Below are 25,884 nucleotides of genomic sequence, written 5' to 3'. Positions count from 1 at the left end.
GTTACCTTCAGGCCGCGGCGCGGCGCAGATGCTGACGCCAGAACCGGCGGCTGGCGCGGCTCAGGCGGTCGAGACAGAGGAACACCACCGGGGTGGTGAAGAGGGTCAGTACCTGGCTCAGCGCCAGGCCGCCAACGATGGTCAGGCCCAGGGGCTGGCGCAGGGCGTCGTCGCCGCCGCTGCCCAGCGCCAGCGGCAGGGCGCCGAAGAAGGCGGCCAGGGTGGTCATCAGGATCGGCCGGAATCTCAGCCGGCAGGCCTCGCGGATGGCGGCCTCGGGCGAGAGGCCGCGGTCGCGCTCGGCCACCAGGGCGAAGTCCACCAGCAGGATGGCGTTCTTCTTGACGATGCCGATCAGCAGCAGGATGCCGATCAGGGCGATGAGGGTCAGCTGGGTGCCGGTGGCCAGCAGCAGCAACAGGGCGCCGACCCCGGCCGAGGGCAGGGTGGAAAGAATGGTCAGCGGATGGATGTAGCTCTCGTAGAGCATGCCCAGCACCAGGTAGATGGCCGCCAGGGCCGCGGCCACCAGCCAGGGAATCTGCGCGACGAGGGTAGCGAAGGCCTGGGCGGTGCCCTGGAAGCCGGACTGGATCTCCCGCGGCAGGCCGACCTTGACCAGCGCCGCCTGGATCGCCGCCTGGGCCTGCTCCAGGGAGACACCGTCGGCCAGGTTGAAGGCCAGGGTACTGGTGGCCATCTGGCCCTGGTGCGCCACCGCCAGGGGCGCGTTGCCGCCGGTGAAGCGGGCGAAGGCGGCGAGCGGGACCTGGGCGCCGCTGCCGGTCACCACGTACAGCTGCTTGAGCACCTCGGGGTGCTGGGTGTAGGCCGGCGCCAGCCCCAGCACCACGTGATACTGGTTGAGGGTGCGATAGAGGGTGGCGACCTGGCGCTGGCTGAAGGCGTTGTCCAGGAAGGTATCGAGTTCCTTGACGGTCACCCCCAGGCGGATGGCCGCGGCGCGGTCGATCTCCAGACGGGCTTCCTGGCCGCCGTTCTGCGCATCGGAATCCACCCCGGTGAGTTCCGGCAGGGTCTTGAAGGCGGCTTCCACCTTGGGCGTCCAGCTGCGCAATGCCTCGAGGTCGTCGGCCTGCAGGCTGAATTGATAGGTGGCGTTGGCGCTACGCCCCCCGACCCGCAGGTCCTGGGCCGGCATGAGGAACAGCTGGATGCCGGCGTGGCGGCTGCCGAGCTGGCTGAGGCGATTGGCGATCTGCTGGGCGCTGTCCTTGCGCTCGCCATAGTCCTTGAGGCGGATGAAGAATTGCGCCGAGTTGCGCGAGCCGAACATGCCGCCGCCGGTGGAAGCTATCACTGCGGCCACGTCCGGATCGCGACGCAACTGGGCGGCGATTTCCTTCACATAGGGCGCCAGGGCCTGGTAGGAGATGCTCTGGTCGGCGCGGATGGCGCCGAGCACCACCCCGGTGTCCTGGTCCGGAAAGAAGCCCTTGGGCACCACCACATAGAGGTAGACGTTGAGCACCACCGTGAGCGCCAGGCTCGCCAGGGTCAGCAGCGGGTGCCGCAGGACCCAGTCCAGGCCGCGCAGATAGCCGCCTTGCAGGCGCGCGAGGCCCTGCTCGATCCACCGATAGAGCGCCGGCACCGGCGCCGTGGGTGACCGCTCGCGCAGCACCCGCGCGCAGAGCATGGGGGTGAGGGTCAGCGACAGCAGCATGGAGATGACCAGGGCCACGCTGAGGGTCACGGCGAATTCGCGAAACAGCCGGCCGACGATGCCGCCCATGAGCAGCAGCGGAATGAACACGGCGATCAGCGACAGTGTCATGGACAGCACGGTGAAGGCCACCTCGCGACCGCCGATCAAGGCCGCGCGCAGCGGCCCGCGGCCCAGCTCGCGGTGGCGGGTGACGTTCTCCAGCCCCACGATGGCGTCGTCCACCACGAAGCCGGTGGCGATGATCAGCGCCATCAGCGACAGGTTGTCCAGGCTGTAATCGAGCAGGTACATGACCGCGCAGGTGCCGATCAGCGACAGCGGCAAGGCCACGGCCGGTACCAGGGTAGCCCGCAGGTCGCGCAGGAAGACGAATACCACCGCGATCACCAGCACCACCGCCACCAGCAGGGTCTCTTCGGTTGAGTGCAGCGAGGCGCGGATGCTGGCGGAGCGGTCGATCACCGGGACCAGGTCCACGTCGCCCGGCACCAGCGCCTGCAGCACCGGCAGCTGGGCCTTGATGGCGTCCAGGGTCTGCAGCATGTTGGCGCCGGCCTGGCGGGTGACGCCCAGGGTCACCGAGGGCTGGCCGTTCAGCGAGCCGCTGACGTAGACGTCCTCGACGGTGGCGTAGACCCGCGCCACGTCGCTCAGGCGTACCGCGGCGCCCTGCTGGTAGCCGACGATCAGCTGCGCATAGTCCGCCGCCTGCTCCAGCTGGCCGTTGCTCTCGATGGACCAGGTCTGGCCCTCGGCGTGCAGCACGCCCTTGGCGCCATGGGTGGTGGCATTGGCGATGGCCGTGCGCACGCTGTCCAGGGCGATGCCGGCATGGGCCAGTTGCTGGGGCTGCAGGTCGATGCGGATCGCCGGCAAGGAGCTACCGCGGATCGACACCTGGCCGACGCCCTGCACCTGGGCGATCTTCTGCTGCAGGATGCTCGACGCCAGGTCGTAGAGTTCGCCGGGGCTGCGCGTCTTGGAGGTGAGCGCCAGCATCAGGATCGGCGATTCCGTGGGATTGGCCTTGCGATAGGTAGGCAGGCTGGGCATGCCGCTGGGCAGCAGGCTGCGGGCGGCGTTGATGCCGGCTTGGACGTCACGGGCGGCGCCGTCGATGTTGCGCGACAGGTCGAATTGCAGGATCAGGGTGGTGGAGCCCTGACTGCTGCTGGAGGTCAGCTCGGTGACTCCGGCGATCTGGCCGAGACTGCGCTCCAGCGGCGTGGCCACGGTGGCGGCCATGGTCTCGGGACTGGCGCCGGGCAGGCTGGCGCTTACCACGATGGTGGGGAAGTCCACCTTGGGCAGCGGCGCCACCGGCAAGCGGGCGTAGCCGAGCAGGCCGAGCAGCAGCACCGCCAGACTCAGCAACAGGGTGGCGATCGGCTTGAGCACGAACAGGCGGATGGGATTCATCGTCCGCCGCTCCGCTGCCAACGCCGTCCCAGCCGCTCGCCGAGGCTATCGAAGACCAGGTAGATCACCGGCGTGGTGTAGAGCGTCAGCACCTGGCTGACCAGCAGCCCGCCGACGATCACCAGCCCCAGCGGCCGGCGCAGCTCGGCGCCGGAGCCGCTGGCGAACATCAGCGGCAGGGCGCCGAGCAGGGCGGCCAGGGTGGTCATCAGGATGGGTCTCAGGCGCAGCAGGCAGGCGCGGTGGATGGCCGCCCGCGGCGCCAGGTGCAGTTGCTGGCGCCCCTCCAGGGCGAAGTCCACCATCATGATTGCGTTCTTCTTGACGATGCCGATCAGCAGCACCACCCCGATCAGGGCGATCAGGGAGAACTCGGTGCCGGTCAGCAACAACAGCAGCAGGGCGCCGATGGCCGCCGAGGGCAGTGTGGAGAGGATGGTCACCGGGTGGATGAAGCTCTCGTAGAGCACCCCCAGCACGATGTACATCACCACTACCGCGGCCAGGATCAGCCACAGGGTGTTGCCGGCCGCCTGCTGGAAGGCCTGGGCCGCGCCCTGGTACCTCAGGGTGACGCTGCTCGGTGCCTGGGCCTCGCTCAGGCACTGGGCGATGGCCTGTTGCGCTTGCTCCAGGGAATAGCCGTCGGCCAAGTTGAAGGACAGCGTCACCGCCGGGAATTGCCCCAGGCGCGTCAGCGCCAGGGCGCCGGGGCGCTGCTCGATACGGGCGATGTCGGTGAGGCGTACCAGGCCCTTGGGGCTGCTGCCGGTAGTTGTCGTACTGCTGCTACTGCTACTGCTACTGCTACTGCTACTGCTACTGCTACTGCTACTGCTTGTGCTGCTGGTGCTGGTGCCGCTGGCCGTGGCGGTGGTCGCCGGCGCCAGATAGATGTCGCCGAAGGCCGCCGGGGTCTGCCGGAAGGCACCGGGTACCTGCAGCACCACCCGGTACTGGTTGGCCTGGGTGAAGATGGTGGAGATCAGCCGCTGGCCGAAGGCGTTGTAGAGCGCGGTGTCCACGTCGGCGGCGGTGATGCCGAAGCGCGCGGCGGCGGCGCGGTCCAGTTCCACCTGGGCGGTGAGGCCCTGGTCTTCCAAGTCGTCGAGCACGTCGCGCAGCTCCGGCCGTGCCTGCAGACGCGGCATCAGCCGCGGCAGCAGGGCGGCCAGCCGGGTGCCGTCGGCATCGTCGAGGGTGAACTGGTACTGGCTGGGCGTGAGCTGGTCGTCCACCGTCAGCTCCTGGTTGGCCACCAGGTCCAGGCGAATGCCGGCAACGCCTGCGGCGGCCTGCCTGAGGCGCTGGATAATGGCCGGCGCCCGCTCGCTGCGTTCGTCGAAGGGCTTGAGCTGGATCTGCAGGCGGCCCTGGTTGAGGGTGGCATTGCTGCCGTCGACGCCGAGGGTCGAGGTCACCGTGGCCACCGCCGGATCGGCCAGCACCCTTTGCACCAGCGCCTGCTGGCGGCGGGCCATGGCGTCGAAGGAGACATCCTGGGAGGCACGGGTGAAACCGACGATCAGTCCAGTGTCTTCGCTGGGAAAGAAGCCCTTGGGCACCAGCAGATAGAGCAGGGCGGTCAGCGCCACGGTGGCCACGGCTACCACCAGGGTCAGCCGCTGATGATCCAACACCACGCTCAGGGTGCGGTCGTAACCCGCTACCAGGCGTTCGAATTGCCGCTCGCCCCAGCGCGCGAAGCGGCTCTGGCGCTCCGGCGGCACATGCTGAAGCAGCCGGCCGCAGAGCATCGGCGTGAGCGTCAGGGAAACGAACATGGAGACCAGGATGGCCACCGCCAGGGTGATGGCGAATTCGCGGAACAGCCGACCCACCACGTCGCCCATGAACAGTAGCGGGATCAGCACGGCGATCAGCGAGAAGGTCAGCGAGATGATGGTGAAGCCGATCTCCCGCGAACCGCGCAGCGCCGCCTGCAGCGGCGGCTCGCCCTCTTCCAGGTGGCGGGCGATGTTCTCCACCACCACGATGGCGTCGTCGATGACGAAACCGGTGGCGATGGTCAGGGCCATCAGCGTCAGGTTGTTCAGCGAAAAGCCCGCCAGATACATGATCCCGAAGGTGCCCACCAGCGACAGCGGCACCGCCAGGCTCGGGATCAGGGTGGCGGTGACGTTGCGCAGGAACAGAAAGGTCACCATCACCACCAGGGCGATGGACAGCAGCAATTCGAATTGCACGTCGGAAAGCGAGGCGCGGATGGTCTGGGTGCGATCGGCCAGCACCGTCAGCTGGACGTTGTCGGGCAGGGCCGCGCGCAGCTTGGGCAGTTGCGCCTGGATGGCGTCGACCACGCCGATGACATTGGCCCCCGGCTGGCGCTGGATGTTGATGACGATGGCCGGCCGGCCGTTGGCCGTGGCGGCCAGGTAGGCGTTTTCCGGCGCCTCCTCGACGGTGGCCACGTCCTTGAGCCGCAGGGCGGCGCCCTGCGCGTAGCTGAGCACCAGCTCGCCGTACTCGGCGGCGCTGCGCAGCTGGTCGTTGGCGTCGATGGTGATGGAGTGGTCCGGGCCGTCGAAGCCGCCCTTGGAGCCGTTGACGTTGGCGGCGTTGACCACCGTGTAGACGTCTTCCAGGGTCAGGCCGTGGGCGGCCAGGGCCTTGGGGTTGACGTCGATGCGCACCGCCGGCTGCTGGCCGCCGGCCAGGCTCACCAGGCCGACCCCGGAGATCTGCGACAGCTTCAGCGCCAGGCGAGTGTTGACCAGGTCCTGCACCCGGGTCAGCGGCAGGCTGTCGGAGGTGGCGGCCAGGGTCAGCACCGGGGCATCGGCGGGATTGACCTTCTTGTAGGTGGGCGGATTGGGCAGGTCGTCCGGCAGATAGCTGTTGGCGGCGTTGATCGCGGCCTGCACCTCCTGTTCGGCGACGTCCAGCGACAGGCTGAGATCGAATTTCAGGGTAATGACCGAGGCGCCGGCCGAGCTGGTGGAGTACTGCTGCGCCAGGCCGGCCATCTGCCCCAGCTGGCGCTCCAGCGGCGCGGTCACGGCGGTGGCCAGCACCTTGGCGCTGGCGCCGGGATAGAGGGTGGTCACCTGAATGATGGGATAGTCGACCTCCGGCAGCGCCGAGATCGGCAGCAGGCGATAGCCGAGGAGGCCGGCGAACAGCACCGCCACCATCAGTAGCACCGTGGCCACCGGCCGCTGGATGAACAGGCGTGACGGATTCATGGGCGGGCATCCGCCGCCGCCGCGCCTTCCACGCGGACCTGGGCGCCGTCGCGCAGGTGGTCGATACCGCGGATGACCACCCGCTCATCGCCCGCCAGTCCCTGGGTGATGGCCAGCCGCTCGCCCAGCGCCGGCCCGGTGGTCACGCCGCGTCTTTCCACCTTGTCATCGGCGCCCACCACATAGACGAAGCTGCCGTCGCTGCCCAGCTGTACCGCGGCGGCGGGAACTACCACGGCGTTCTTCAGGGTGTCGGTCTGCAGGCGCACGTTGACGAACTGGTTGGGATAGAGCTTCTCGTCCGGGTTGGCGAACAGCGCCTTGAGCTTGAGGCTGCCGGTGCTGGTGTCGATCTCGTTGCTGATGAACTTCAGCGTGCCCTCGGCCAGCGTCGTGCTGTCCAGCTGGCCCAGCGCGGTGACGGGCAGCGTCCGGCCCTGGCGCACCTTGGGCAGCAGGCTGGCGAGCGTCGCCTGGGGCAGGCTGAAGGTCACGGCGATGGGATCGGTCTGGGTGATGCTGACGAGGCCGGTGGTGTCGCCGGCCGCCAGGTAGTTGCCCGGGTCCACCAGGCGCAGGCCGACGTAGCCCTCCAGTGGCGCCGTGATACGGGCGTACTGCAGATTCAGCTGGGCGGCGGCGATCTGCGCCTGGTCCGCCTGCACCGCGCCCTGGTACTGGCCCACGGTGGCGACCTGGGTGTCCAGCTCCTGTTTGGCCAGCGAATCCTTGGCCACCAGCCGGCGATAGCGCTCCAGGGTCAGCTGGGCACTCTTGAGCTGCGCCTGGTTCTGCGCCAGGTCACCGCGATACTGGTCCAGGGTGGCCTGGTAGGGCCGCGGATCGATCTGCGCCAGGAGCTGGCCCTTCTTCACCCGCTGACCTTCGGTGAAGAACACCTGCTCCAGCTGACCGGCCACCCGGGTGGTCACCGTAACGCTGGCGTTGGCCACCACGGTGCCCAGGGCGGTGAGGGTGACCGGCACATCGGCATGCCCGGCCTGGCCCACCGCCACGGTGATCGGCTGGCCTTGCCCGGCGGCCGCGCCCCAGGCCCGACCGCCATGGCTGCCATGCGCGGCGCTACCGGCATCGGTCGAACGCCCGTGCAGCACCAGCCCCAGCGCCACGGCGGCACCGACCAAGACAACGACGACGAGAATGCGGGATTTCCTGCTCATGCCTGCCAGACCTGACTGATATAGCGGTCAGGCTGCTGGGGAAATGTGCAGGAAATATGGAAAGGGCGTTCAACTGCGGGGAGAGCTGCAACCCCGGTCCACGTAGGTTGCGGTTGAGCGCAGCGAAGCCCAACGGCCCCGCTGCTTTCTATAGAGCGTCAATCCAGATCGGCCGCCGAATGCCGCTCGGCCAGTTGCTCGCCCGGCTCACCCCAGGTGCGATTTACCCGCCGACCGCGCTGCACCGCCGGCCGGGCGGCGATGGCCTGGGCCCAGCGCTGCACGTGGGTGTAGTCCTGCACCGAGAGGAATTCCGCGGCGTTGTACAGCTGGCCCAGTACCAGATTGCCGTACCAGCTCCAGATGGCGATGTCGGCGATGCCGTACTCCTCGCCGGCCACGTAGCTACGCTCGGCCAGCAGGCGGTCGAGCACATCGAGTTGGCGCTTGGCTTCCATGGCGTAGCGGTTGATGGGGTATTCGAGCTTTTCCGGCGCATAGGCATAGAAATGCCCGAAGCCGCCGCCCAGGAAGGGCGCCGAACCCATCTGCCAGAACAGCCAGTTCAGCGTCTCGGTGCGACCGGCGTGATCCTTCGGGATGAAGGCGCCAAAGCTGTCTGCGAGATAGAGCAGGATGGCGCCGGACTCGAAGACGCGCAGCGGCTCGGCGCCGCGGCGATCCACCAGGGCCGGGATCTTGGAATTCGGATTGATCTCGACGAAGCCGCTGGAGAATTGCTCGCCCTCGCTGATGCGGATCAGCCAGGCATCGTATTCGGCGTCGCCATGTCCGGCCGCCAGCAATTCCTCCAACAGAATGGTCACCTTCATGCCGTTGGGCGTGCCCAGCGAATACAGCTGGAAGGGATGCTCACCGACCGGCAGTTCCCTGTCGTGGGTCGGCCCGGCGATGGGGCGGTTGATGCTGGCGAAGTTGCCGCCGGAGGTGGTGGGGGTCCAGACGCGTGGGGGCGTGTAGGGTTCGCTCATGATGGCTCTGTCCTCGGTCGGCACGGATGGGTAGTTCGATCATAACCGAACTTTGCGCCAGGTCTGTTCAATGGTGCTCACGCTGGCAACAAACCGGATCCAGGATCGCCGCTCAGGCGTTCTGTTCGGTCAGGCGCTGTACCGTCAGGGTGCGGTACTGGCGCGGGGTCATGCCCTTGAGCTGGTGGAAGCGTCGATTGAAGTTGGAGATGTTGTTGAAGCCGGCCTCGAAGCAGATGTCGGTGACCGGCATGCTGCTGTGGGAGAGCATCTCGCAGGCCTTACTGATGCGCAGGCTGTTGACGAATTCGACGAAGGTGCGACCCGTGGCCTGGCGGAAGAAACGCGAGAAATAGGTCGGTGTCATGCCCAGGTGCTCGGCCACTTCTTCCTGGGTGAAATCACGCTGGTAGTGATCGAAGATGAAATTCAGCGCCCGGTTGGTGCGATCCACCGCCTGTTCGCTGGCGGTGGCCGGCTCGACGCTGCCGGACAGCAGCTGGTAGCGCTCCGAGGTGGCCAGCGCCTCCATCAGCACCAGGAAATGGCCGAGGCGGGTGGCGCCGCCACTCTCGGAGATCTGTTGCAGCAACGCCTGGGCGCGGGCGATCAGCTGCGGATCTTGGAATTCGATGCCGTAGCGGGCGCGTTCCAGCAGCGGCGCCAGGCCGCTGAGTTCGGGAAACACCGCCGTGGCGTTGTCCACCGTCTCGTTGGTGAAGTTGACCAGCATGTCGCGCTTGGCCACCACCTCGCCCTCGGCGACGCGGCTGATCCAGTTGTGCGGCAGATGCGGACCGGTGAGGAACAGGCTGCCCGGATAGAAGTTGCCGATGTAGTCGCCGATGAAGGCGGTCCCCGAACTGGCCACGATCAGGTGCAGCTCGTATTCCTTGTGGAAATGCCAGCGCACCAGCGGACAGGGAAAGCCATGCTCCCGATAGATCACCGAGTGACCGCTCAGGTCCTCCATCAATTCGTAGGAGGGATTGCGCTTGCGCACGGACTGACTCATGGACCGCCCCGTCGTTCTTGTCGGCCTTGATCCTGGCCCTGTTCGACGTCCAGTACAACCCCGGATTCAGCCCGTGCGCAGGATCACCGCCGCGCGCAGCTTGCCACGGCCGAAGCGACTCATCTTGTCGAACTCGGCGTGGGACACCGGGATGTGCTGGCAGTCCAGTTCACGGCGATGCTGGCTGTGGTCGACATCGGGATCGTGCAGGTAGACGAAGTCCTCATCGCAGTCGGTGACCAGCACCCAGTGCGGTCCCTTGGCCTTGGTCAGCCGGAAGGAGCTGATCAGCACCAGCGGGAAGGCGCCCTGGTCGACCCAGTGGGCGATGTCCAGGCGCGTGCGGTAGAGGCGCTCGATGGGCGACTGCTTGACCTCGGCGCTGAAGTCCTCGTGCACCAGGCGCATGACCTCCTTCTTCTCCTCGCTGCGCACGCCATCGAGGAACAGGGGGCCCCGGGTATTGACCTGCAGCGTGACCTTGAAGCCCCGGCGCAGCGCGGCCAGGGCCAGGCCGTGGGGGCCGCAGCCGCCGTGACCGGCGGTCATGTAGATGGTGGTGGCTTCGCGCCACAGCCGCAGTTCCTCGCGGCGCTCCAGCGGGCGACCGGGCTGCAGGGCGCCCATGGCCATCAGCAGGCTGGCCGGTCCGCAGGTGAAGTCGGTGGTCTGGCGATAGAAGGGCACCGGACGGGCCTGGCCTTCGCGCGGCTGGCGGATGCGCTTCTCGAAGCGCAGCGCCTGGCTGTGGTCTTCGTAGTAGTCCTCTACCGTGGCGAAGGGCAGGTAGCCGTTGCGCTCGTAGAGGGCGATGGCGGCGGCGTTGTCCGGGCGGACCTCCAGGCGCAGGTAGGCGCAGTCGCGCTCCACCGCCTCGGCTTCGGCAGCCTCCAGCAAGCGCTGGCCCAGGCGATGGCCACGCGCCTCGGGATCGACGGCGATGGAATAGAGCCGCGCCAGCGAGGTGTTCTCGTGGAACAGCACCAGGGCGTAGCCTGCCACCTGGCGGTCATTTTCCGCCAGGATCAGCACGGCGTTCGCACGGGTGAGCATGTAGTGGAAATTGCGCCGGGAAAGGCGGTCATAGCTGAAGCAGCGCGCTTCCAGATCGACCAGCGCCGCCAGATCGTCCAGCCCGGCGGGCCTGAGCATGAAACTCATCGCGAAGGATTCTCCTGGAGCAGAGCGGGCAGCCTGGCATGGTTAAGCAACGGTTAATAGCACCCGCGTTACAACAGTTGGAGTGGTCCGGCGGCATCCGGGTTTCCGCCGGGACCACGCCCCGCAACCAGGAGGTCCAGTGAGCAAGCTGTATATCGTCGTGGAACGCAAGGAAGACTGGTCGTCCTACTATCCCAGCGAAGACGTCATCACCGCCCAGGAATACCTGGAGCAATCCAACGAACAGGACAACGGCAAACGCGTGCAGGTGATCAATCTCTGCCGCAGCCAGAAGTACCTCGGCCACGGCTACTACTGCTCGCTGCTCGCCGAAGCCCGCGGGCACAAGGTCATCCCCTCGGTGCGCACCATCAGCGAACTGGCGCGCAAGTCGCTCTACGGCCTGGCGCTGGAGGACCTGGACAAACTGCTGACCAAGGCGTTGGCTGGCCATCCCTATGGCAGCGCCGACGGCTTCACCCTCACGCTCTATTTCGGCAACACCGACATCGCGCCGCTGCAGGACCTGGCGCGTCAGGTGTTCGAGGCCTTTCCCTGTCCGCTGCTGCTGGTGGAATTCCGCCGCGACCGCGCCGGCTGGCACATCGGCGGCCTCAAGCTGGGCAGCATCCACAAGCTGCACGAACAGCAGGAAGACCTCTTCGCCAATGCCCTCGACGGCTTCAGTCGCCGCGTCTGGCTCAAGCCGGGGCGCCGCGAGAAATACCGTTTCGACCTGGCCATCCTGCACGACCCCAAGGAAGCCTTTCCGCCTTCCGATGCCAAGGCGCTAAAGAATTTCGTGCGCGTCGGCAAGCATCTGGGGCTGGACGTGGAGCTGATTGAAAAGAAGGACTACGCGCGGCTGGGTGAATTCGACGCCCTGTTCATCCGCGAGACCACCGCCATCGACCACCATACCTATCGCTTCGCCAAGAAGGCTGAAAGCGAAGGCCTGGTGGTGATGGACGATCCACGCTCGATTCTGAGATGCACCAACAAGGTCTATCTGGCCGACCTGCTGCGCGCCCACAAGCTGGACATGCCCGCGACCGAGATCCTCTACAAGGACAATCCTGGTCAACTCGAAGGACTTGGCGAGCGCCTGGGCTTTCCGCTGGTGCTCAAAATTCCCGATGGCTCCTTTTCCCGCGGCGTCATCAAGGTCGAAGACCCCGCCCAGCTGCGCAAGGCCAGCGCCGAACTCTTCGAACGCTCGGTGCTGCTGCTGGCCCAGGAATTCTTCTACACCGAATACGACTGGCGTATCGGCGTGCTGAACCAGGAGCCGATCTTCGCCTGCCAGTACTTCATGTCCAAGGGCCACTGGCAGATCTACGACCACAGCGCCAGCGCCACCGAGGTCAGCGGCGATTTCCGCACCCTGGCGGTGCAGGACGCACCCCATGCGGTGGTCGAGTTGGCGGTCCGCACCGCCAACCTGATCGGCGACGGTCTCTATGGCGTGGATCTCAAGCAGGCGGGCGACAAGCTGGCGGTGATCGAGGTCAACGACAATCCCAACATCGATTGCGGGGTCGAGGACCTGGTGCTCAAGGACGATCTCTACGCCCTGGTACTGGAGGAATTCATCCGGCGGCTGGAGTCGCAACGCGGCGGACAGCCCTGGTAACGCGCCAGGGTCGCGCAGAAGTAGGTTGGGCTGCGCGTAGCGAAGCCCAACAGTCCAGGCTGACTCCGCTATGTTGGGCTTCGACGGTAGAGCCGCCTCAGCCCAACCTACCGGGAAGGGATCAGGCGCCGTGGCACTTCTTGAATTTCTTCTCGCTGCCGCACGGGCAGGGATCATTGCGACCCACTTCCTTCAGCGGATTGCGCACCGGCTCCTGGGCCGGGCCATGGTTGCAGTGCGGTCCATGCACATGGTGGGTATGGCCGTGATCGTGGTCATGGTCGTGATTGCAATCGGGACCGTGGACGTGCTGGTTCATCTCATAACTCCGGGATGTAGGCGCCAGGCACGAACTGCCCCTGGCGAGAAAAATGGACGCTGCGCCCGAACAGCCAGCCGGTCTTCACTCGGCCGCGCAGCCGATAGTTGATCGGCTGGTTGGGGTCTTCCAGCATGCGACCGACGTCCTTCACGTAGCGCCACAGATTAGTCTGCACTGGCACCGAGAAGCTGCGCTGACCATTGGCCGGCACCGACGAGTGCAGGTTGGCGGTCCCCTGGGACAGCAGCAGATCGTTCAGGTAGACCGTGTAGGCCAGGTTGCGCACGGGCAGGGTGCTGTCGTTGGGGTTCTGGACGCGGAAGTGCAGCACGAAGTCCTGGCTCCACAGCCGTGCGCGGATCAGCTCCACGCCGGTCAGTTCGACCTGGGGCTCCTCATAGTTGCGCCCGATGTAGGTACAACCGCCAAGGCTGCTCAGCAGGACGCCGAGCAGGGTAATGAACAAGGCCTGGCGAAGCATGCGGCACTCCCGTTTTCTGCGCAGTTTAACAAGCACCGATTGCTGCACAAGTCGGGGCCGCTTCGGCACAGGCTAACAAAAAAACGCCGGTGCCAGGCGACCGTGCGGACTGGACCCCTCCGGCGCGACGTTGCATCCTGCAGCTCTTGTCGTGACCGAGGAGGTCGTCATGTCCGCCGTGCTCTATGAAATCGCCTTCCAGGGCGAGCTGGTCGCTGGCGCCGATGCGCAGCAGACCCGACAGAATCTGATGCGGCTGTTTCAGGCGGATGAACAGCGCATCGCCGTGCTCTTCTCCGGTCGCCGCATGATCATCAAGAATCGCCTCGACGCCGCCACCGCCGAGCGCTATCGCGCCACCCTGGCCCAGGCCGGGGCGCGGGTCGAGGTGGCGCCCATGGCCGAGACAGGCGAGCCGGCTGCGGCACCTGTCGAGACGCGGGCGCCAGCTGCCACCGAGGCGACCGCGGCGTCTTCCACCGAGCGCGGGGCGCTGTCGGTCGCGCCCCGGGATGCGGTGATGGCGGCTTTCGTCGACGTCCAGGCGCCGGATTTCGGCCTGGCACCGGTGGGCGCCGATCTGCAGGATCAGGCCGCGCCGGTGGCGCCGCCGCGGGTCGAGCTGTCGCACCTGAGCCTGGCGCCGGTGGGCAGCGATCTGGGGCCGGCCTCCGAGGCGTTACCCGTGGCGGTGCCGGATACCGATCACCTGACGCTGGTCAGGGAATAGGCGCGGCCGGCGTTACAGGAAGCCGGCGCAGCACTTCTTGAACTTGGCGCCGCTGCCGCACAGGCAGGCATCGTTGCGCCCCGGCAGCGGCCTGGCGGTCGGATCGAGAAAGTACCAGCGGCCTTCCCGCTGGACGAAACCCGAGCGTTCTTCATGGCGGTGGGCGCCACGACCATCTTCCCAGCGCGCCACGAAGCTGACCCGCGCATGGTCAGGATCGCCGGGCTCGGGGCGATGATCCAGCACCTGCAGACCCTGCCAGCGACTGCCCAGACTCCAGGCCGCCAGGGCCTCCCGGTCCAGTAGCGCCTGCTGCGCAGGGGCCGTGGTGGCCACCAGGTAGTCGATCAGTCCCAGCACATAGGCGCTGTAGCGCGAGCGCATCAGGTGCTCGGCATCGGGCGCCGGCGTGCCGGCATGAAAGGCTCCGCAACAGTCGCCGAGCGGACGGTCCGAGCCACAGGGGCAGGGGGCCATGGGTTGCATCTCACCACCAGTACTTGCCGAAATTCTGCGGATTGGCCCAGAACCGGGCGTTGAGCCAGTCCGGGACCTGCTTGTAGTCGTGCAGATCATAGCTGAACAGGGTGACCACCTGGCCGTCGCGGGCGAAGCGCTCGCTGGCTTGCAGGGCCAGGGCGTAGAAATCCGTCAGCTGCCATTCGCTGGCGGCCAGGTCCACCAGCACGGCCAGGCGTGAGGTATTGAGGTTGCGCAGGCCGCCGAGCAATTCGCGGCCCGCTCGCAGCGGCAGATGTTCCAGGCAGTCGGCAAGGATCACCAGATCGTAGCGTTCGCCCAGTAGGCTCGGCTCGCCCAGAGGGACCGTGGCCTGCACCAGCTGGCAGTGGGGGTGGGCCTCGGCATAGGCCTGCAGCGCCGGTAGCGGCTTGCGCGCCACGCAGAGCAGGCGCGCCGGCCGATGATGTTCGAGCAGGCTTGCCAGAGCCTGTTGCGGGGTACGGGACGAGAATATGTTTGCCATTAAGGGAACCCTAATCAAATCGCGATTGACTAAGCAACCAGCGTTGTCAAGATGTGTACGCCACCATTAGTCTGACAGCGCCATAAAACGAAAGACGAGCCTAACTCGCGGCACCCGGTCTATAGGAGACCCTTCATGAGCAAGAGCATCGCAAGGACAGCTTTACCCCTCATCCTGGCAAGCACCGTGCTGGCTGGTTGTGCGGGCGGCGTACAGAAATCCGATTGGCCGGTCTGCGCAGCCGTAGGCGCCCTGGTTGGCGGCGCGGCGGGTGCTACCCAGAGTGGTAACGTCGCTGGCATGGCGGCCCTGGGCATAGGTACCACGGCTGGCGCCTATTGCTGGGTGCATGGCAAGGGCAACGAACAGGTCGCCCGCATGGAACCCGCTCCGGCCCCGGCTCCGGCGCCCGCACCGGCTCCCGCGCCGGCACCACTGCCGAAGCAGGAAGTGATCACCGCGCGTGACCTGCACTTCGCCTTCGATTCTGCAGAAGTCAGTCCGCAGGATCGTGCTCAGCTCGACGGTATCGCTGGTCGTCTGCGTGGCGAAGCCGCCAGCACTCGTCTGTCGATCACCGGCCACACCGACAGCAAGGGTACCGACGCCTACAACCAGCGTCTGTCCGAGCGTCGCGCCAAGTCGGTCAGCAACTACCTGATCCAGGCCGGTGTGCCGGCAGCCAGCGTCGTGTCCGTGAAAGGCATGGGCGAGCGTCAACCGATCGCCACCAACGAGACCGCTGAAGGCCGTGCCACCAACCGCCGTGTCGAGATCCAGATCGACCGCGAGTGATGCACCGGCGGCGGACCTTGGTCCGCCGCCTTTACTTTCTCCGGCTTCAGGCGTTATGGTCCGATCCATCTCGTCCTCCTGCTGGAATCCATGAAAACCCTGTCCCTTACCGGCAAAGTTCTACTCCTGCTGTTCTGGCTCGCCGCAGCCGCCGCCATTGCCCTGCCTCTCGCTCGTCCCTTCCCCCAATTGCTCGCCCTGGTAGCCCTGGCCCTGCTGCTCCTGCACCTGGGTGAAGTCTTCGCCAGTCGTCGTGCCCTGCGCCTGCGTCGCCATCCCTGGCTCGACCGCCTGAGCTTGCTGATCTTTGGCGCCTTTCATCGGCTGCCGCCGCAGCTGCCGGGTGCCTGAGCGGCCTGCGACCTCAACGTCGGGCGCATCCTGACGACAGGCGCGTTATCATAGCGCCCAAGATCCATTACTGTAGATGCATACAGCGCTCGTCCGCCGGACGTGGCGCTGCTTTGCCATCGCCCGGAACCAGGCATGCTCAGCACCGAACTCAAGACCCAGATCCAGGGCGCCTACACGCGTTTCCTCGAAGCCAAGTCGCTCAAGCCACGCTATGGCCAGCGGCTGATGATCGCGGAGACCGCCAAGGGCCTGGGTGCCATCACCCAGGACGAGGAGGGCCACCGCGAAGGCGAGCCCGCCGTGGTGGCGGTGGAGGCGGGTACCGGGACCGGCAAGACCGTGGCCTATGCCCTGGCCGCCATCCCCGCGGCCAAGGCGGCCGGCAAGCGCCTGGTGATCGCCACGGCGACGGTGGCGCTGCAAGAGCAGATCGTGCACAAGGACCTGCCGGACATCCTGCGCAACAGCGGACTGTCCTTCAGCTTTGCCCTGGCCAAGGGCCGGGGGCGCTATCTGTGCCTGTCCAAGCTGGACATGCTGCTGCAGGAGGGCCAGGCGCAGAACGCCACGGCCCAGCTGTTCGCCGAGGATGGCTTCAAGATCGATGTGGACGAGGCGTCCAACGAATTGTTCGGCAAGATGATCGAGCGCCTGGCCGGCAATCGCTGGGACGGCGATCGCGACAGCTGGCCGGAAGCCATCGAGGACGTCCAGTGGTCGCGCATCACCACCGACCACAGCCAGTGCACCAATCGCCATTGCCCGAATTTCCAGCAGTGCGCCTTTTATCGCGCCCGCGAAGGCATGACCAAGGTCGATGTCATCGTCACCAACCATGACCTGGTGCTGGCCGACCTGGCCCTGGGCGGCGGCGCCATCCTGCCTGATCCCCGCGACACCCTCTATGTGTTCGACGAAGGCCACCACCTGCCGGACAAGGCCATCGGCCACTTCGCCCATTTCACCCGGCTGAGGTCCACCGCCGAGTGGCTGGAGCAGATCGCCAAGAACCTCACCAAGCTCCTTGCCCAGCACCCCCTGCCGGGCGATCTCGGCCGGCTGGTGGAGCAGGTTCCGGAGCTGGCACGGGAGATCCGCACCCAGCAGCAATTCATGTTCACCGCCTGCGAAGCGCTGGCGGATTTTCGCGCGGGCGAGGACATGGAAGGGCGCGAGCGGCCGCGGCACAGATTCGTCGGCGGGGTGATCCCCGAAGACCTGCGCGAGATGGGCATCGAGCTGAAGAAAGGCTTCGCCAAGCTCACCGACCTCTTCACCCGCCTGACCGAGATGCTCAAGCAGGCCATGGACGGTGAGTCCAGCATCGGCCTGGCCAGCTATCAGGCCGAGGAGTGGTATCCGCTGTTCGGCAGTCTGCTGGCGCGTTCCCAGGGCAACTGGGAATTATGGACGGCCTTTACCTGTGATGACCCGGAAGACAGCCCGCCCATGGCGCGCTGGATGACCCTCGCCGAAACAGGTTCGCTGTACGACATCGAGGTCAACGCCAGCCCCATCCTCGCCGCCGAGATGCTGCGCCGCCACCTGTGGAACGTCGCCTACGGCGCCCTGGTGACCTCGGCCACCCTGACCGCCCTGGGCACCTTCGACCGCTTTCGCATGAGATCCGGCCTGCCGCGCTCGGCGGCCACCGCCGTGGTGCCCAGTCCCTTCCGTCATGCCGAGGCCGGGGTGCTGCGGGTACCGGATCTCAAGGCCGATCCGCGCAATGCCGCCGAGCACACCGCAGCCATCGTCCGCGAACTGCCGGCGATGCTCGACGGCGCGCGTGGCGCCCTGGTGCTGTTTTCCTCGCGGCGGCAGATGCAGGACGTCTTCGATGGCCTAGAGCGCGACTGGCGCAAGCGGGTGCTGATCCAGGGCAACCTGTCCAAGCAGGAGACCCTGAACAAGCACAAGAAGCGCGTCGACGACGGCGAGGCCAGCGTGCTGTTCGGCCTGGCCAGCTTCGCCGAGGGGGTTGACCTACCGGGCGCCTATTGCGAGCACGTGGTCATCGCCAAGATTCCCTTCGCCGTGCCTGACGATCCGGTGGAAGCCGCCCTGGCCGAGTGGATCGAGGCGCGCGGGGGCAATCCCTTCATGGAGATCGCCGTGCCCGACGCCTCGCTGCGACTGATCCAAGCCTGCGGCCGGCTGCTGCGCACCGAGCAGGACAGCGGCACCATCTCGCTGCTGGATCGCCGCCTGGTGACCCAACGCTACGGCAAGGCCATCCTCAATGCGCTGCCGCCGTTCCGGCGGGAGATTCAGTAGGGGATGGCCCTGGCTGCGATAAGCCGTAGGTTGGGCTGAGACGGCTCCATCGTCGAAGCCCAACAGGCTGACGCCGAGGCAATGGCCGTTGGGCTTCGCCAGGCTCAACCCAACCTGCCGCTGAACGCCTACGCAGACCGCTACCTCTCCCTCCGCGAGAGGGTTGGGGTGAGGGCGTCCCTCTTGGCGGTATGATCAACCGCCTGATCGTGGCCCCGTGCCCGGCACTATCCCATCTATCCAGGAGACCCTATGACCGTCCACGGCTATCACGACCTGAGATTCGAATCCGTCCGCGAAGCCTTCGCCGAGTTGCTCGCGGCCGGCCAGACCCGCGGCGCGGCGCTGTGCGTCCAGGTCGGCGGTGAAACGGTGCTGGATCTCTGGGGCGGCATGGCCGACAAGGATGGCCAGACACCCTGGCACACCGATACCCTGCTCAATCTGTTCTCCTGCACCAAGGCCTTCACCACGGTAGCGGCGCTGCAACTGGTGGAGGAGGGCAAGCTGGCCCTCGATGCGCCGGTCGCTGAACGCTGGCCGGAATTCGCCGCGGCCGGCAAGGGCGACATCACCCTGCGACAGTTGCTCAGCCACAGATCCGGCGTCTCCGCCTTGCGCGAACGCCTGGCGGGTGATGCCCTCTATGACTGGTCCACCATGACCGCCGCGGTTGCCGCCGAAGCCCCCTGGTGGACGCCCGGCACCGCCCATGGCTACGCCCCCATCACCTTTGGCTGGCTGCTCGGCGAACTGATCCGGCGCGCCGATGGCCGGGGCCCGGGCGAGGCCATCGTGGCCCGGACCGCCGGGCGCTTGGACCTGGATTTCCACATTGGCCTGCCGGCGAGCGAAGACGAGCGCGTCGCCCATATCGTGCGGGGCAAGGGCGTGCTGGGCGATGCCGCCGCGCAGCGCCTGCTCAAGACCACCATGAGCGATCCGGCGGCCCTGTCGACCCTGGCCTTCGGCAATCCGTCCGGGGTGCTCACCAGCACCAACAGGGCCGAATGGCGCCGCTTCCAGCAGCCGGCCGCCAATGGCCACGGCCATGCGCGCAGCCTGGCAGGCTTCTATGCCGGTTTGCTCGCCGGCGATCTGCTGGAGTGGGAGACCCTCAGCGAGGCTCTGGTGGAGCACAGCCAGGGCGAGGACCGGACCTTGCTCACGCCGACCCGCTTCGGCCTGGGCTTCATGCTCGATCAACCCGACCAGGCCAATGCCACCTACGGCCTCGGCCCCCAGGCCTTCGGCCATCCGGGGGCGGGTGGCTCGACCGGCTTCGCCGATCCGGAACGCGAGGTGGCCTTTGGCTTCGTCACCAATACCCTCGGCCCCTATGTGCTGATGGATCCGCGCGCTCAAGCCCTAGCGCGCGCGGTAGGGGAGTGCCTCTAGGACAGTTGGCTAACGGGCGATGGCCGCCTCGATGTCCTTGAACTCGATCACCCGCACATAGGGCGCGATCTCGCCACTGATGGAGAAGTGCGCGCCGATCACCGTGACTTCGACCCCTTCGTTTTCCACCAGGTACTGCACTACCTCGTGGAAGTCGCCGTCGCCCGCCACCAAGTAGAGCTTCTTCCAGCCGCGCTTGGCATGGGAGCGCATCAGGTTGAACGCCAGGCCGACATCCACGCCTTTCTGGCTCTTGGTGGTGTACTGCTCACCGGTCACCGGGTGCAGGATCGGCCCGCCACCCACGGAGGCAGGCCACTCATGAGCCTTGCTCTGCAGCCAATAGAGCTTGACCCTGAGACCGGCGCCCTTGGGTGGCGCGGAGCTGAGAAACTTGTTGAAGTTGGTCTGGGCGACGGTGGGCGGGTCGCTGTCGCAGTTGAAGTAGTAGGCGTCGCCTATGGGTTCGCCCGCATCCTGCTCGATGAAGAGCCGCAGCTTGAGATAGTCGAATTTCGCGCCATAGACCGAACCATTCCAGGCGCTCAGGGCATAGGCACCGTCGACAAACCAAGCGACGCCCGTTCGAGTTGTAGTTGCCATCGTATTGCTGGGACCAGGTTTTTTACCGTTGATGGGCGCACACCCGCACGCGGGATACGCGGCGCCTATTGTGGGCTTAATTCCCGGTTTGCGCCTCAGGTAACGAGAGAGGATTCCAAACGCTGCGATCTAGAGCATCCGCCAGGGCGCAAAAGTGGCCTTGGACGGCGAAAGACGGCCTGCGGATCGACCCTTGCCAGGTCGCTGGCGCGGGACGCCGGAGGTCATGTCGCCGCGGCTTCGCGCCCGTCATTGGCGTGGGGCGCATCGATGATCAGGGCGCTCTGCAGCAGGCGAATGCGCGGCGCCACATGGTAGGCGCCATCGTCGTCATGCCGCAGGTAGAGGCGCTCGCAGCCCAGACACCGCCATACCGTGCTCTGGTTGTAGGGATAGAAGCGGGGCGCGATGGGGGCGTCAGCCGACCAGTAGTGAGTGCCCGCCGGGTGGTACTCCGCGAGAATGGCGTCCTCGGGCGCGTGACGCGCCAGGGTGCCGATCTGGGCGAACTCCGTTGCCCGGTAGCCCACCGGCCACGCCGTCCACCCCGACAGGTCCCGTTGCAGACAACGACAGTCCCGGGTAATGGCTGCGGCGCTGGCGGCTAGGCGCTTCAGCGTCGCGACATCGATGAGTCCTTCCACGCTCTCGCCTCCTGGCGGATAGCCATGCCTTGAACAGAACCTTCGCTCGCCGCTAATCCACCGGCATCGCGCTGGTAGGGTTTTGCCGGCAGCATTCCAGTCTTGCGTACCCCCAGCACGGCGCAACGGTTCGCCTGGATTTTCCTTCGCTCGCTGCCAGGGGCACTGCCACTGGTCGGCACAGGCGCAAATTTCGTGACTCCACCGCTTTGCCCGGCGTAGGTTTGCGGCCACAATCTCGAAACTACTTTAAGTTCACTCATGCCGCCGGCTCTGGCCGGGGCATTGATTCACTCTGTCCTCCGGCTTGCCGATGGGAAACTTTGCATGAAGCTGATCAAATCCACCACCCTCATTCTCTGCATGGGCGTATCCGCCTGCAGCTCCTTCCAGGGCACTGGCGACCAGGCCGCCGCGCCTACCAAGCCGGGCAACGCCCAGGCCAGCACCGCCGCTAGCGGCAGTCACTGGTGGTGGCCGTTCGGCGCCAGCGACAAGGCGGCCGAGCCGGCCAAGCCGGTGGTGGCCAAGGCCGCCGAGCCCAAGGCCGAAGCCAAGGTCGCGGCGAAGGCGCCCGCCGCCAAGTCCGAACAGGCCGCTGCGGCAGGCGAGAAGGGCAGTCGCTGGTGGTGGCCCTTCGGCAGCGAAGACGTGAAGCCCCTGGCCAAGGCGGAAGTCCTCAAGCCGGTACCGGTCAAGGTCAGCAAGGCCTGGCTGGATGAACACGAACAGAAGCTGCGCGTCGCCGTGGCCGGCAGCAACGTCAAGGTCGAGCGTCGCGATGATGCCCTGGTACTGATCACGCCGGTGGACAGCTCTTTCAACCCAGATCGCGCCGAGATGCTGCTGCCGGTGATGCTCGGCCCGCTGTCCCGCTCGGCCAAGTCGGTGAGCGTGGATGAAGACAGCGCCGTCATCGTGCTCGGCTTCAGCGACAGCACCGGCGCCGCCGCGCTCAACGATAAGATCAGCCTGCAGCGTGCCCAGGCCGTGGCGGCGATCTTCCGTCTCAGCGGCTACAGCGGCAATCGCCTGATCGTGCGCGGTCTGGCCGCTGCCCACCCGCGTGCCGACAACACCACCGCCGCCGGTCGTGCCGTCAATCGCCGCGTCGAGGTGCTGATCCAGCCGCGCGCCACCGTGCTGGCCAGCCTGCAGTCGCTGGCCGCGCGCTAGCCACAAAGCTTGTCCTGAAGCAGGCGGGCCGGGCGGGACTTGGTTAAGCTAGTTCGATACCGACCTAGCAGGAGACTTCCATGTCACCGTCCCTCGCCGATATGCGTCGCGACTACACCCGCGACGGCCTGACCGAAGCCCAGGCGCCCGCCGATCCCTATGCCCTGTTCGGGCAGTGGTTCGAAGAGGCAGTGCGTACCGAGCAGCCTCCGGTCGAAGCCAATGCCTGCTGGCTGGCCACCGTCGATGACGAGGGCCAGCCCCATTGCCGCGTGCTGCTGCTCAAGGGCGTTGATGCCCAGGGCTTCGTCTTCTATACCAATTACGACAGCGCCAAGGGTCGGCAGATGGCCGCGCAGCCGCGTGCGGCCATGACCTTCTTCTGGCCGGCGCTGGAGCGCCAGGTGCGCATCGAAGGGCTGGTGGAGCAGGTGTCCGCCGAGGAGTCCGACGCCTACTACCGGGTCCGTCCACTGGGCAGTCGCCTGGGTGCCTGGGCCTCGCCGCAGAGCCAGCCCATCGCCGATCGGCACGAGCTGGAACAGCGTCTGGCCGAAGTGCAGCAGCGCTTCGCCGACGGTGACCCCAGCCGGCCGCCGTTCTGGGGCGGCTATCGCCTGAAGCCCCAGCGCATCGAATTCTGGCAAGGGCGCTCCAGCCGCCTCCACGATCGGCTGGATTACCAGCGCGTAGAGGGCGGCTGGCAGCGCCAGCGCCTGGCACCTTAAGGCGTTCGCAAGGTACCGACGTTACAGTCGCCGGAAACCTCCCCGGACGCCCTGGGTCAAGGATAATAGCGATCTGTGCCCGTACCGCTGCTCGGTACGGCCAGAGTCTTTCAACTGCCTTGGAGTTGCCCCATGAACAGAGTCCTTCAGCTCGCCGCTTCCCTGACCGCCGTCGCCCTGCTGGCCGGCTGCGCCTCCGATCAGTCCGGCGACGTCTATTCGCGCGATGAGGCCCGGCAGGTGCAGACGGTCCGTACCGGCACCATTACCGCCCTGCGTCCGGTCACCATCGAGGGCACCAAGTCGCCCGTCGGCGCCGGTGCCGGTGCCGTGGTCGGTGGCATTGGCGGTAGCGCCATTGGCGGCGGTCGTGGCAGCTTCGTCACCGCCATCATCGGTGCGGTCGCCGGCGGCCTGCTGGGTGCGGCCACCGAAGAAGGCTTCACTAAGGCCAGCGGTGTCGAGATCACCGTGAAGGAAGACGATGGTGGCTCCCGCGCCTATGTCCAGGCGGTCAACAAGGGTGAGATCTTCCGTGTGGGCGAGCGGGTGCGCATCATGACCGTCAACGGCACCAGCCGCGTCGCGCCCAACTGATCTCCCGGACGTACCCGAAGGTACGTCCTTGCACTTCCAGAGCGGGTGTCCGAATCGCTAGACTGCGAATCGGATGCCCGTTTGCGTTTTCGCCCGTAAATAGTTGTCGCCTGGGCGCAATGCCGCGCTTGGAGGGCGTCCTACAATCCCCCTCAGTCACCGCCGTGATCGGCAGGAGAAATCCCGATGTCCGCCTCTCAACCCAATGTGCAACGCGCCGCCTTCGATGAGGTGATGGTCCCGACCTACGCCCCTGCCGCGTTCATTCCGGTGCGAGGAGAGGGTTCCCGCGTCTGGGACCAGGCCGACCGCGAATACGTCGATTTCTCCGGCGGTATCGCCGTCAGCGCCTTGGGCCATGGCCATCCTGCGCTGATCAACGCCCTGACCGAGCAGGCCGGCAAGCTCTGGCACGTATCCAACATCTACACCAACGAGCCCGCGCTGCGCCTGGCGCGCAAGCTGGTGGACCACACCTTCGCCGACCGGGTGTTCTTCGCCAACTCCGGCGCCGAAGCCAACGAGGCAGCCTGCAAGCTGGCCCGTCGCTATGGTCATGACGTCAGCGGCGGCAGTCGCTACGAGATCGTCGCCGCCACCAACAGCTTCCACGGCCGGACCCTGTTCACCGTCAGCGTCGGGGGCCAGCCCAAGTATTCCGATGGCTTCGGTCCCAAGATCGAAGGCATCCGCCACGTGCCCTACAACGACCTGGCCGCTCTCGAAGCCGTGGTTTCGGACAAGACCTGCGCGGTCATCCTCGAACCCATCCAGGGCGAGGGCGGCGTGCTGCCGGCCGACCAGGCCTACCTGGAAGGCGCGCGTCGTCTGTGCGACGCCCATGGCGCCCTGCTGATCTTCGACGAGGTGCAGAGCGGGGTCGGTCGCAGCGGTCATCTCTACGCCTACCAGCACTATGGCGTGGTGCCGGACATCCTCACCACCGCCAAGAGCATCGGTGGCGGCTTCCCGCTGGCAGCCATGCTGACCACCGAGAAGGTCGCCCAGCACTTCAGCGCCGGCGTGCACGGCAGCACCTATGGCGGCAATCCGCTGGGCTGCGCCGTGGGCGCCGCGCTGCTGGACATCGTCGCCACCCCGGAAACCCTGGCTGGGGTCGCCGCGCGCCATCAGCGCTTTGTCGCCGGTCTGGAGCAGCTCAATGCCCGCTATGCCCTGTTCGAACAGATCCGCGGCCTGGGCCTGCTGATCGGCGCGGTGCTCAACGACCGCTGGAAGGGGCGTGCCAAGGACATCGTCACCGCCGCCAACGAGGAAGGCCTGATGATCCTGCAGGCCGGCCCGGACGTGCTGCGCATGGCGCCAAGCCTGATCATCTCCGACACCGATATCGACGAAGGCCTGGCCCGCCTGGATCGCGCCCTGGCGCGACTCACCCAAGGCTAATCTCCGGACGCGGGACGCGTACCGCTGGCATCCAGGGATGGATCCGTACACAAGGAGTTCTCATGCTGGTAATGCGCCCTGCGCGCGCGGCGGATCTGCCCCTGGTCCAGCGGCTCGCCGCGGATAGCCCGGTTGGTGTCACCTCGCTGCCCGACAACCCCGAACGGTTGCGCGACAAGATCCGCACCTCGGAGTCGTCGCTGGCGGCCGAGGTGGGCTTTCATGGCGAGGAGAGCTATTTCTTCGTGCTCGAAGACACCCGCAGCGGCGAGCTGCTGGGCTGTTCGGCGATCGTCGCCTCGGCCGGTTTCTCCGAGCCTTTCTACAGCTTTCGCAATGAGACCTTCATCCACGCCTCGCGCGAGCTGAAGATCCACAACAAGGTCCATGTGCTGTCGCTCTGTCACGACCTGACCGGCAACAGCGTGCTGAGCAGCTTCTACGTCCAGCGTCCGCTACTCGACACCCCCCATGCCGAACTCAATTCCCGCGCCCGCCTGCTGTTCATGGCCGCCCACCCGGCGCGCTTCGCCGAGACGGTGGTGGTGGAGATCGTCGGGCTGGCGGACGACGACGGCGAATCGCCGTTCTGGAACGGGGTAGGGCGCAACTTCTTCGACATGGACTACGCCGCCGCCGAGCGCCTGTCCGGACAGAAGAGCCGCACCTTTCTCGCCGAACTGATGCCGACCTATCCGCTCTATGTGCCCCTGCTGCCCGACAGCGCCCAGGAGGCCATGGGTCAGGTGCATCCCCGCGCCCAGATCACCTTCGACATCCTCAGCCGTGAAGGCTTCGAGACCGACAACTACATCGATATCTTCGATGGCGGTCCGACCCTGCACGCGCGCACCACGGCCATCCGCTCCATCGCCGAGAGCCGCCTGGCACCGGTGCGCGAAGGTGACCCGGCCGGCGAAGAAGCGCCCTGGTTCCTGGTCGCCAACGATGGCCTGGAAAATTTCCGGGCGCTGGCCACGCCGCTGCGCTGGACGCCTGGCGAAGCCGTCGTCCTTTCCCCCGAGCAGATCGCCACCCTGGAGATCGCCGAAGGCGACCGGGTTCGTCTGGTAGCGCTGTAGCCGACCCT

Annotated in this window: 23 protein-coding genes; 11 read left to right on the top strand and 12 right to left on the bottom strand. The window is 66.6% G+C overall.

Annotated elements, in window-relative coordinates:
• Positions 1-7: 7 nt before the first annotated feature.
• From FHR73_RS09430 to FHR73_RS09405, 6 genes are all read right to left on the bottom strand, one after another.
• On the bottom strand, positions 8-3,109 hold the full coding sequence (locus tag FHR73_RS09430) for an efflux RND transporter permease subunit (RefSeq protein WP_183630669.1): 3,102 nt from the start codon (positions 3,107-3,109) through the stop codon (positions 8-10).
• On the bottom strand, positions 3,106-6,315 hold the full coding sequence (locus FHR73_RS09425) for an efflux RND transporter permease subunit (RefSeq protein ID WP_183630667.1): 3,210 nt from the start codon (positions 6,313-6,315) through the stop codon (positions 3,106-3,108). Before FHR73_RS09425 ends, FHR73_RS09430 begins: the two co-directional genes overlap by 4 nt.
• On the bottom strand, positions 6,312-7,496 hold the full coding sequence (locus FHR73_RS09420; protein WP_183630665.1) for an MdtA/MuxA family multidrug efflux RND transporter periplasmic adaptor subunit: 1,185 nt from the start codon (positions 7,494-7,496) through the stop codon (positions 6,312-6,314). The genes FHR73_RS09425 and FHR73_RS09420 overlap by 4 nt, the downstream gene beginning before the upstream one ends.
• A 158-nt stretch (positions 7,497-7,654) precedes the next feature.
• A complete protein-coding gene (gene yghU, locus FHR73_RS09415) occupies positions 7,655-8,488 on the bottom strand; it encodes a glutathione-dependent disulfide-bond oxidoreductase (protein WP_183630663.1) in 834 nt (277 codons plus the stop codon).
• Between the two features lie 112 nt (positions 8,489-8,600).
• Positions 8,601-9,503 (bottom strand): AraC family transcriptional regulator, encoded by a 903-nt coding sequence (locus tag FHR73_RS09410; protein WP_183630661.1) that lies wholly within the window; start codon positions 9,501-9,503, stop codon positions 8,601-8,603.
• A 66-nt stretch (positions 9,504-9,569) separates the two neighbouring features.
• Positions 9,570-10,664: a GNAT family N-acetyltransferase/peptidase C39 family protein gene (locus FHR73_RS09405; RefSeq protein ID WP_183630659.1), complete on the bottom strand. Its 1,095-nt coding sequence runs from the start codon at positions 10,662-10,664 to the stop codon at positions 9,570-9,572.
• Between the two features lie 139 nt (positions 10,665-10,803).
• Here FHR73_RS09405 and FHR73_RS09400 point away from each other — a divergent pair, with 139 nt between their 5' ends.
• Positions 10,804-12,297 carry a RimK family protein gene (locus tag FHR73_RS09400; protein WP_183630657.1) on the top strand — a complete coding sequence of 498 codons (1,494 nt, stop codon included), beginning with the start codon at positions 10,804-10,806 and terminating at the stop codon, positions 12,295-12,297.
• A gap of 121 nt (positions 12,298-12,418) precedes the next feature.
• Here the strand turns inward: FHR73_RS09400 and FHR73_RS09395 are convergent, their stop codons facing one another.
• A complete protein-coding gene (locus tag FHR73_RS09395) occupies positions 12,419-12,616 on the bottom strand; it encodes an SEC-C metal-binding domain-containing protein (protein ID WP_183630655.1) in 198 nt (65 codons plus the stop codon).
• 1 nt (position 12,617) lies between these two features.
• A complete protein-coding gene (locus FHR73_RS09390; RefSeq protein ID WP_183630654.1) occupies positions 12,618-13,100 on the bottom strand; it encodes an LEA type 2 family protein in 483 nt (160 codons plus the stop codon).
• Positions 13,101-13,269: 169 nt separating this feature from the next.
• Between FHR73_RS09390 and FHR73_RS09385 the strand changes: the two genes are divergently transcribed.
• Positions 13,270-13,830: a hypothetical protein gene (locus FHR73_RS09385; RefSeq protein ID WP_183630652.1), complete on the top strand. Its 561-nt coding sequence runs from the start codon at positions 13,270-13,272 to the stop codon at positions 13,828-13,830.
• A 12-nt stretch (positions 13,831-13,842) separates the two neighbouring features.
• Here FHR73_RS09385 and FHR73_RS09380 read toward each other — a convergent pair whose 3' ends face one another.
• Together FHR73_RS09380 and FHR73_RS09375 are read right to left on the bottom strand one after the other, a co-directional pair.
• Positions 13,843-14,316 carry a YchJ family protein gene (locus FHR73_RS09380; protein WP_183630650.1) on the bottom strand — a complete coding sequence of 158 codons (474 nt, stop codon included), beginning with the start codon at positions 14,314-14,316 and terminating at the stop codon, positions 13,843-13,845.
• A 1-nt stretch (position 14,317) separates the two neighbouring features.
• Positions 14,318-14,815 carry a DUF6231 family protein gene (locus tag FHR73_RS09375; RefSeq protein WP_183630647.1) on the bottom strand — a complete coding sequence of 166 codons (498 nt, stop codon included), beginning with the start codon at positions 14,813-14,815 and terminating at the stop codon, positions 14,318-14,320.
• Positions 14,816-14,950: 135 nt separating this feature from the next.
• Between FHR73_RS09375 and FHR73_RS09370 the strand changes: the two genes are divergently transcribed.
• The 4 genes from FHR73_RS09370 (at position 14,951) to FHR73_RS09355 (ending at position 19,639) form a co-directional block, all read left to right on the top strand.
• Entirely contained in the window at positions 14,951-15,610 is a 660-nt protein-coding gene (locus FHR73_RS09370; RefSeq protein ID WP_064306594.1) for an OmpA family protein, read from the top strand.
• Positions 15,611-15,700: 90 nt separating this feature from the next.
• Positions 15,701-15,961: a DUF1145 domain-containing protein gene (locus FHR73_RS09365; RefSeq protein WP_183630645.1), complete on the top strand. Its 261-nt coding sequence runs from the start codon at positions 15,701-15,703 to the stop codon at positions 15,959-15,961.
• A gap of 135 nt (positions 15,962-16,096) precedes the next feature.
• Positions 16,097-18,241: an ATP-dependent DNA helicase DinG gene (gene dinG / locus FHR73_RS09360; RefSeq protein ID WP_183630643.1), complete on the top strand. Its 2,145-nt coding sequence runs from the start codon at positions 16,097-16,099 to the stop codon at positions 18,239-18,241.
• Between the two features lie 252 nt (positions 18,242-18,493).
• Positions 18,494-19,639, top strand: a complete 1,146-nt coding sequence (locus FHR73_RS09355) for a serine hydrolase domain-containing protein (protein WP_183630641.1) — start codon at positions 18,494-18,496, stop codon at positions 19,637-19,639.
• Between the two features lie 9 nt (positions 19,640-19,648).
• On the opposite strand, the gene FHR73_RS09350 is transcribed toward FHR73_RS09355, so the two are convergent.
• Positions 19,649-20,242, bottom strand: coding sequence for an NYN domain-containing protein (locus FHR73_RS09350; RefSeq protein WP_183630640.1), 594 nt, complete (start codon positions 20,240-20,242; stop codon positions 19,649-19,651).
• Between the two features lie 224 nt (positions 20,243-20,466).
• Positions 20,467-20,886, bottom strand: coding sequence for a hypothetical protein (locus FHR73_RS09345; protein ID WP_183630638.1), 420 nt, complete (start codon positions 20,884-20,886; stop codon positions 20,467-20,469).
• Between the two features lie 327 nt (positions 20,887-21,213).
• Here FHR73_RS09345 and FHR73_RS09340 point away from each other — a divergent pair, with 327 nt between their 5' ends.
• The 5 genes from FHR73_RS09340 to aruF all read left to right on the top strand — a co-directional run bounded on the left by FHR73_RS09340 (position 21,214) and on the right by aruF (position 25,876).
• Complete coding sequence (locus FHR73_RS09340; RefSeq protein ID WP_183630636.1) at positions 21,214-22,062, top strand: OmpA family protein; 849 nt, start codon at positions 21,214-21,216, stop codon at positions 22,060-22,062.
• 80 nt (positions 22,063-22,142) lie between these two features.
• Positions 22,143-22,790 (top strand): pyridoxamine 5'-phosphate oxidase, encoded by a 648-nt coding sequence (pdxH, locus tag FHR73_RS09335; protein ID WP_183630634.1) that lies wholly within the window; start codon positions 22,143-22,145, stop codon positions 22,788-22,790.
• A 132-nt stretch (positions 22,791-22,922) separates the two neighbouring features.
• Positions 22,923-23,387, top strand: a complete 465-nt coding sequence (locus FHR73_RS09330) for a hypothetical protein (protein ID WP_183630632.1) — start codon at positions 22,923-22,925, stop codon at positions 23,385-23,387.
• A 186-nt stretch (positions 23,388-23,573) separates the two neighbouring features.
• On the top strand, positions 23,574-24,794 hold the full coding sequence (locus FHR73_RS09325) for an aspartate aminotransferase family protein (protein WP_183630630.1): 1,221 nt from the start codon (positions 23,574-23,576) through the stop codon (positions 24,792-24,794).
• 62 nt (positions 24,795-24,856) lie between these two features.
• Positions 24,857-25,876 carry an arginine/ornithine succinyltransferase subunit alpha gene (gene aruF, locus FHR73_RS09320; protein WP_183630628.1) on the top strand — a complete coding sequence of 340 codons (1,020 nt, stop codon included), beginning with the start codon at positions 24,857-24,859 and terminating at the stop codon, positions 25,874-25,876.
• The last annotated feature ends 8 nt before the right edge of the window (positions 25,877-25,884 follow it).

The sequence above is a fragment of the Pseudomonas sp. AS2.8 genome, from assembly GCF_014190935.1.
Classification (GTDB): domain Bacteria; phylum Pseudomonadota; class Gammaproteobacteria; order Pseudomonadales; family Pseudomonadaceae; genus Chryseomonas.
This window is presented reverse-complemented; position numbering and strand designations above follow the sequence as displayed.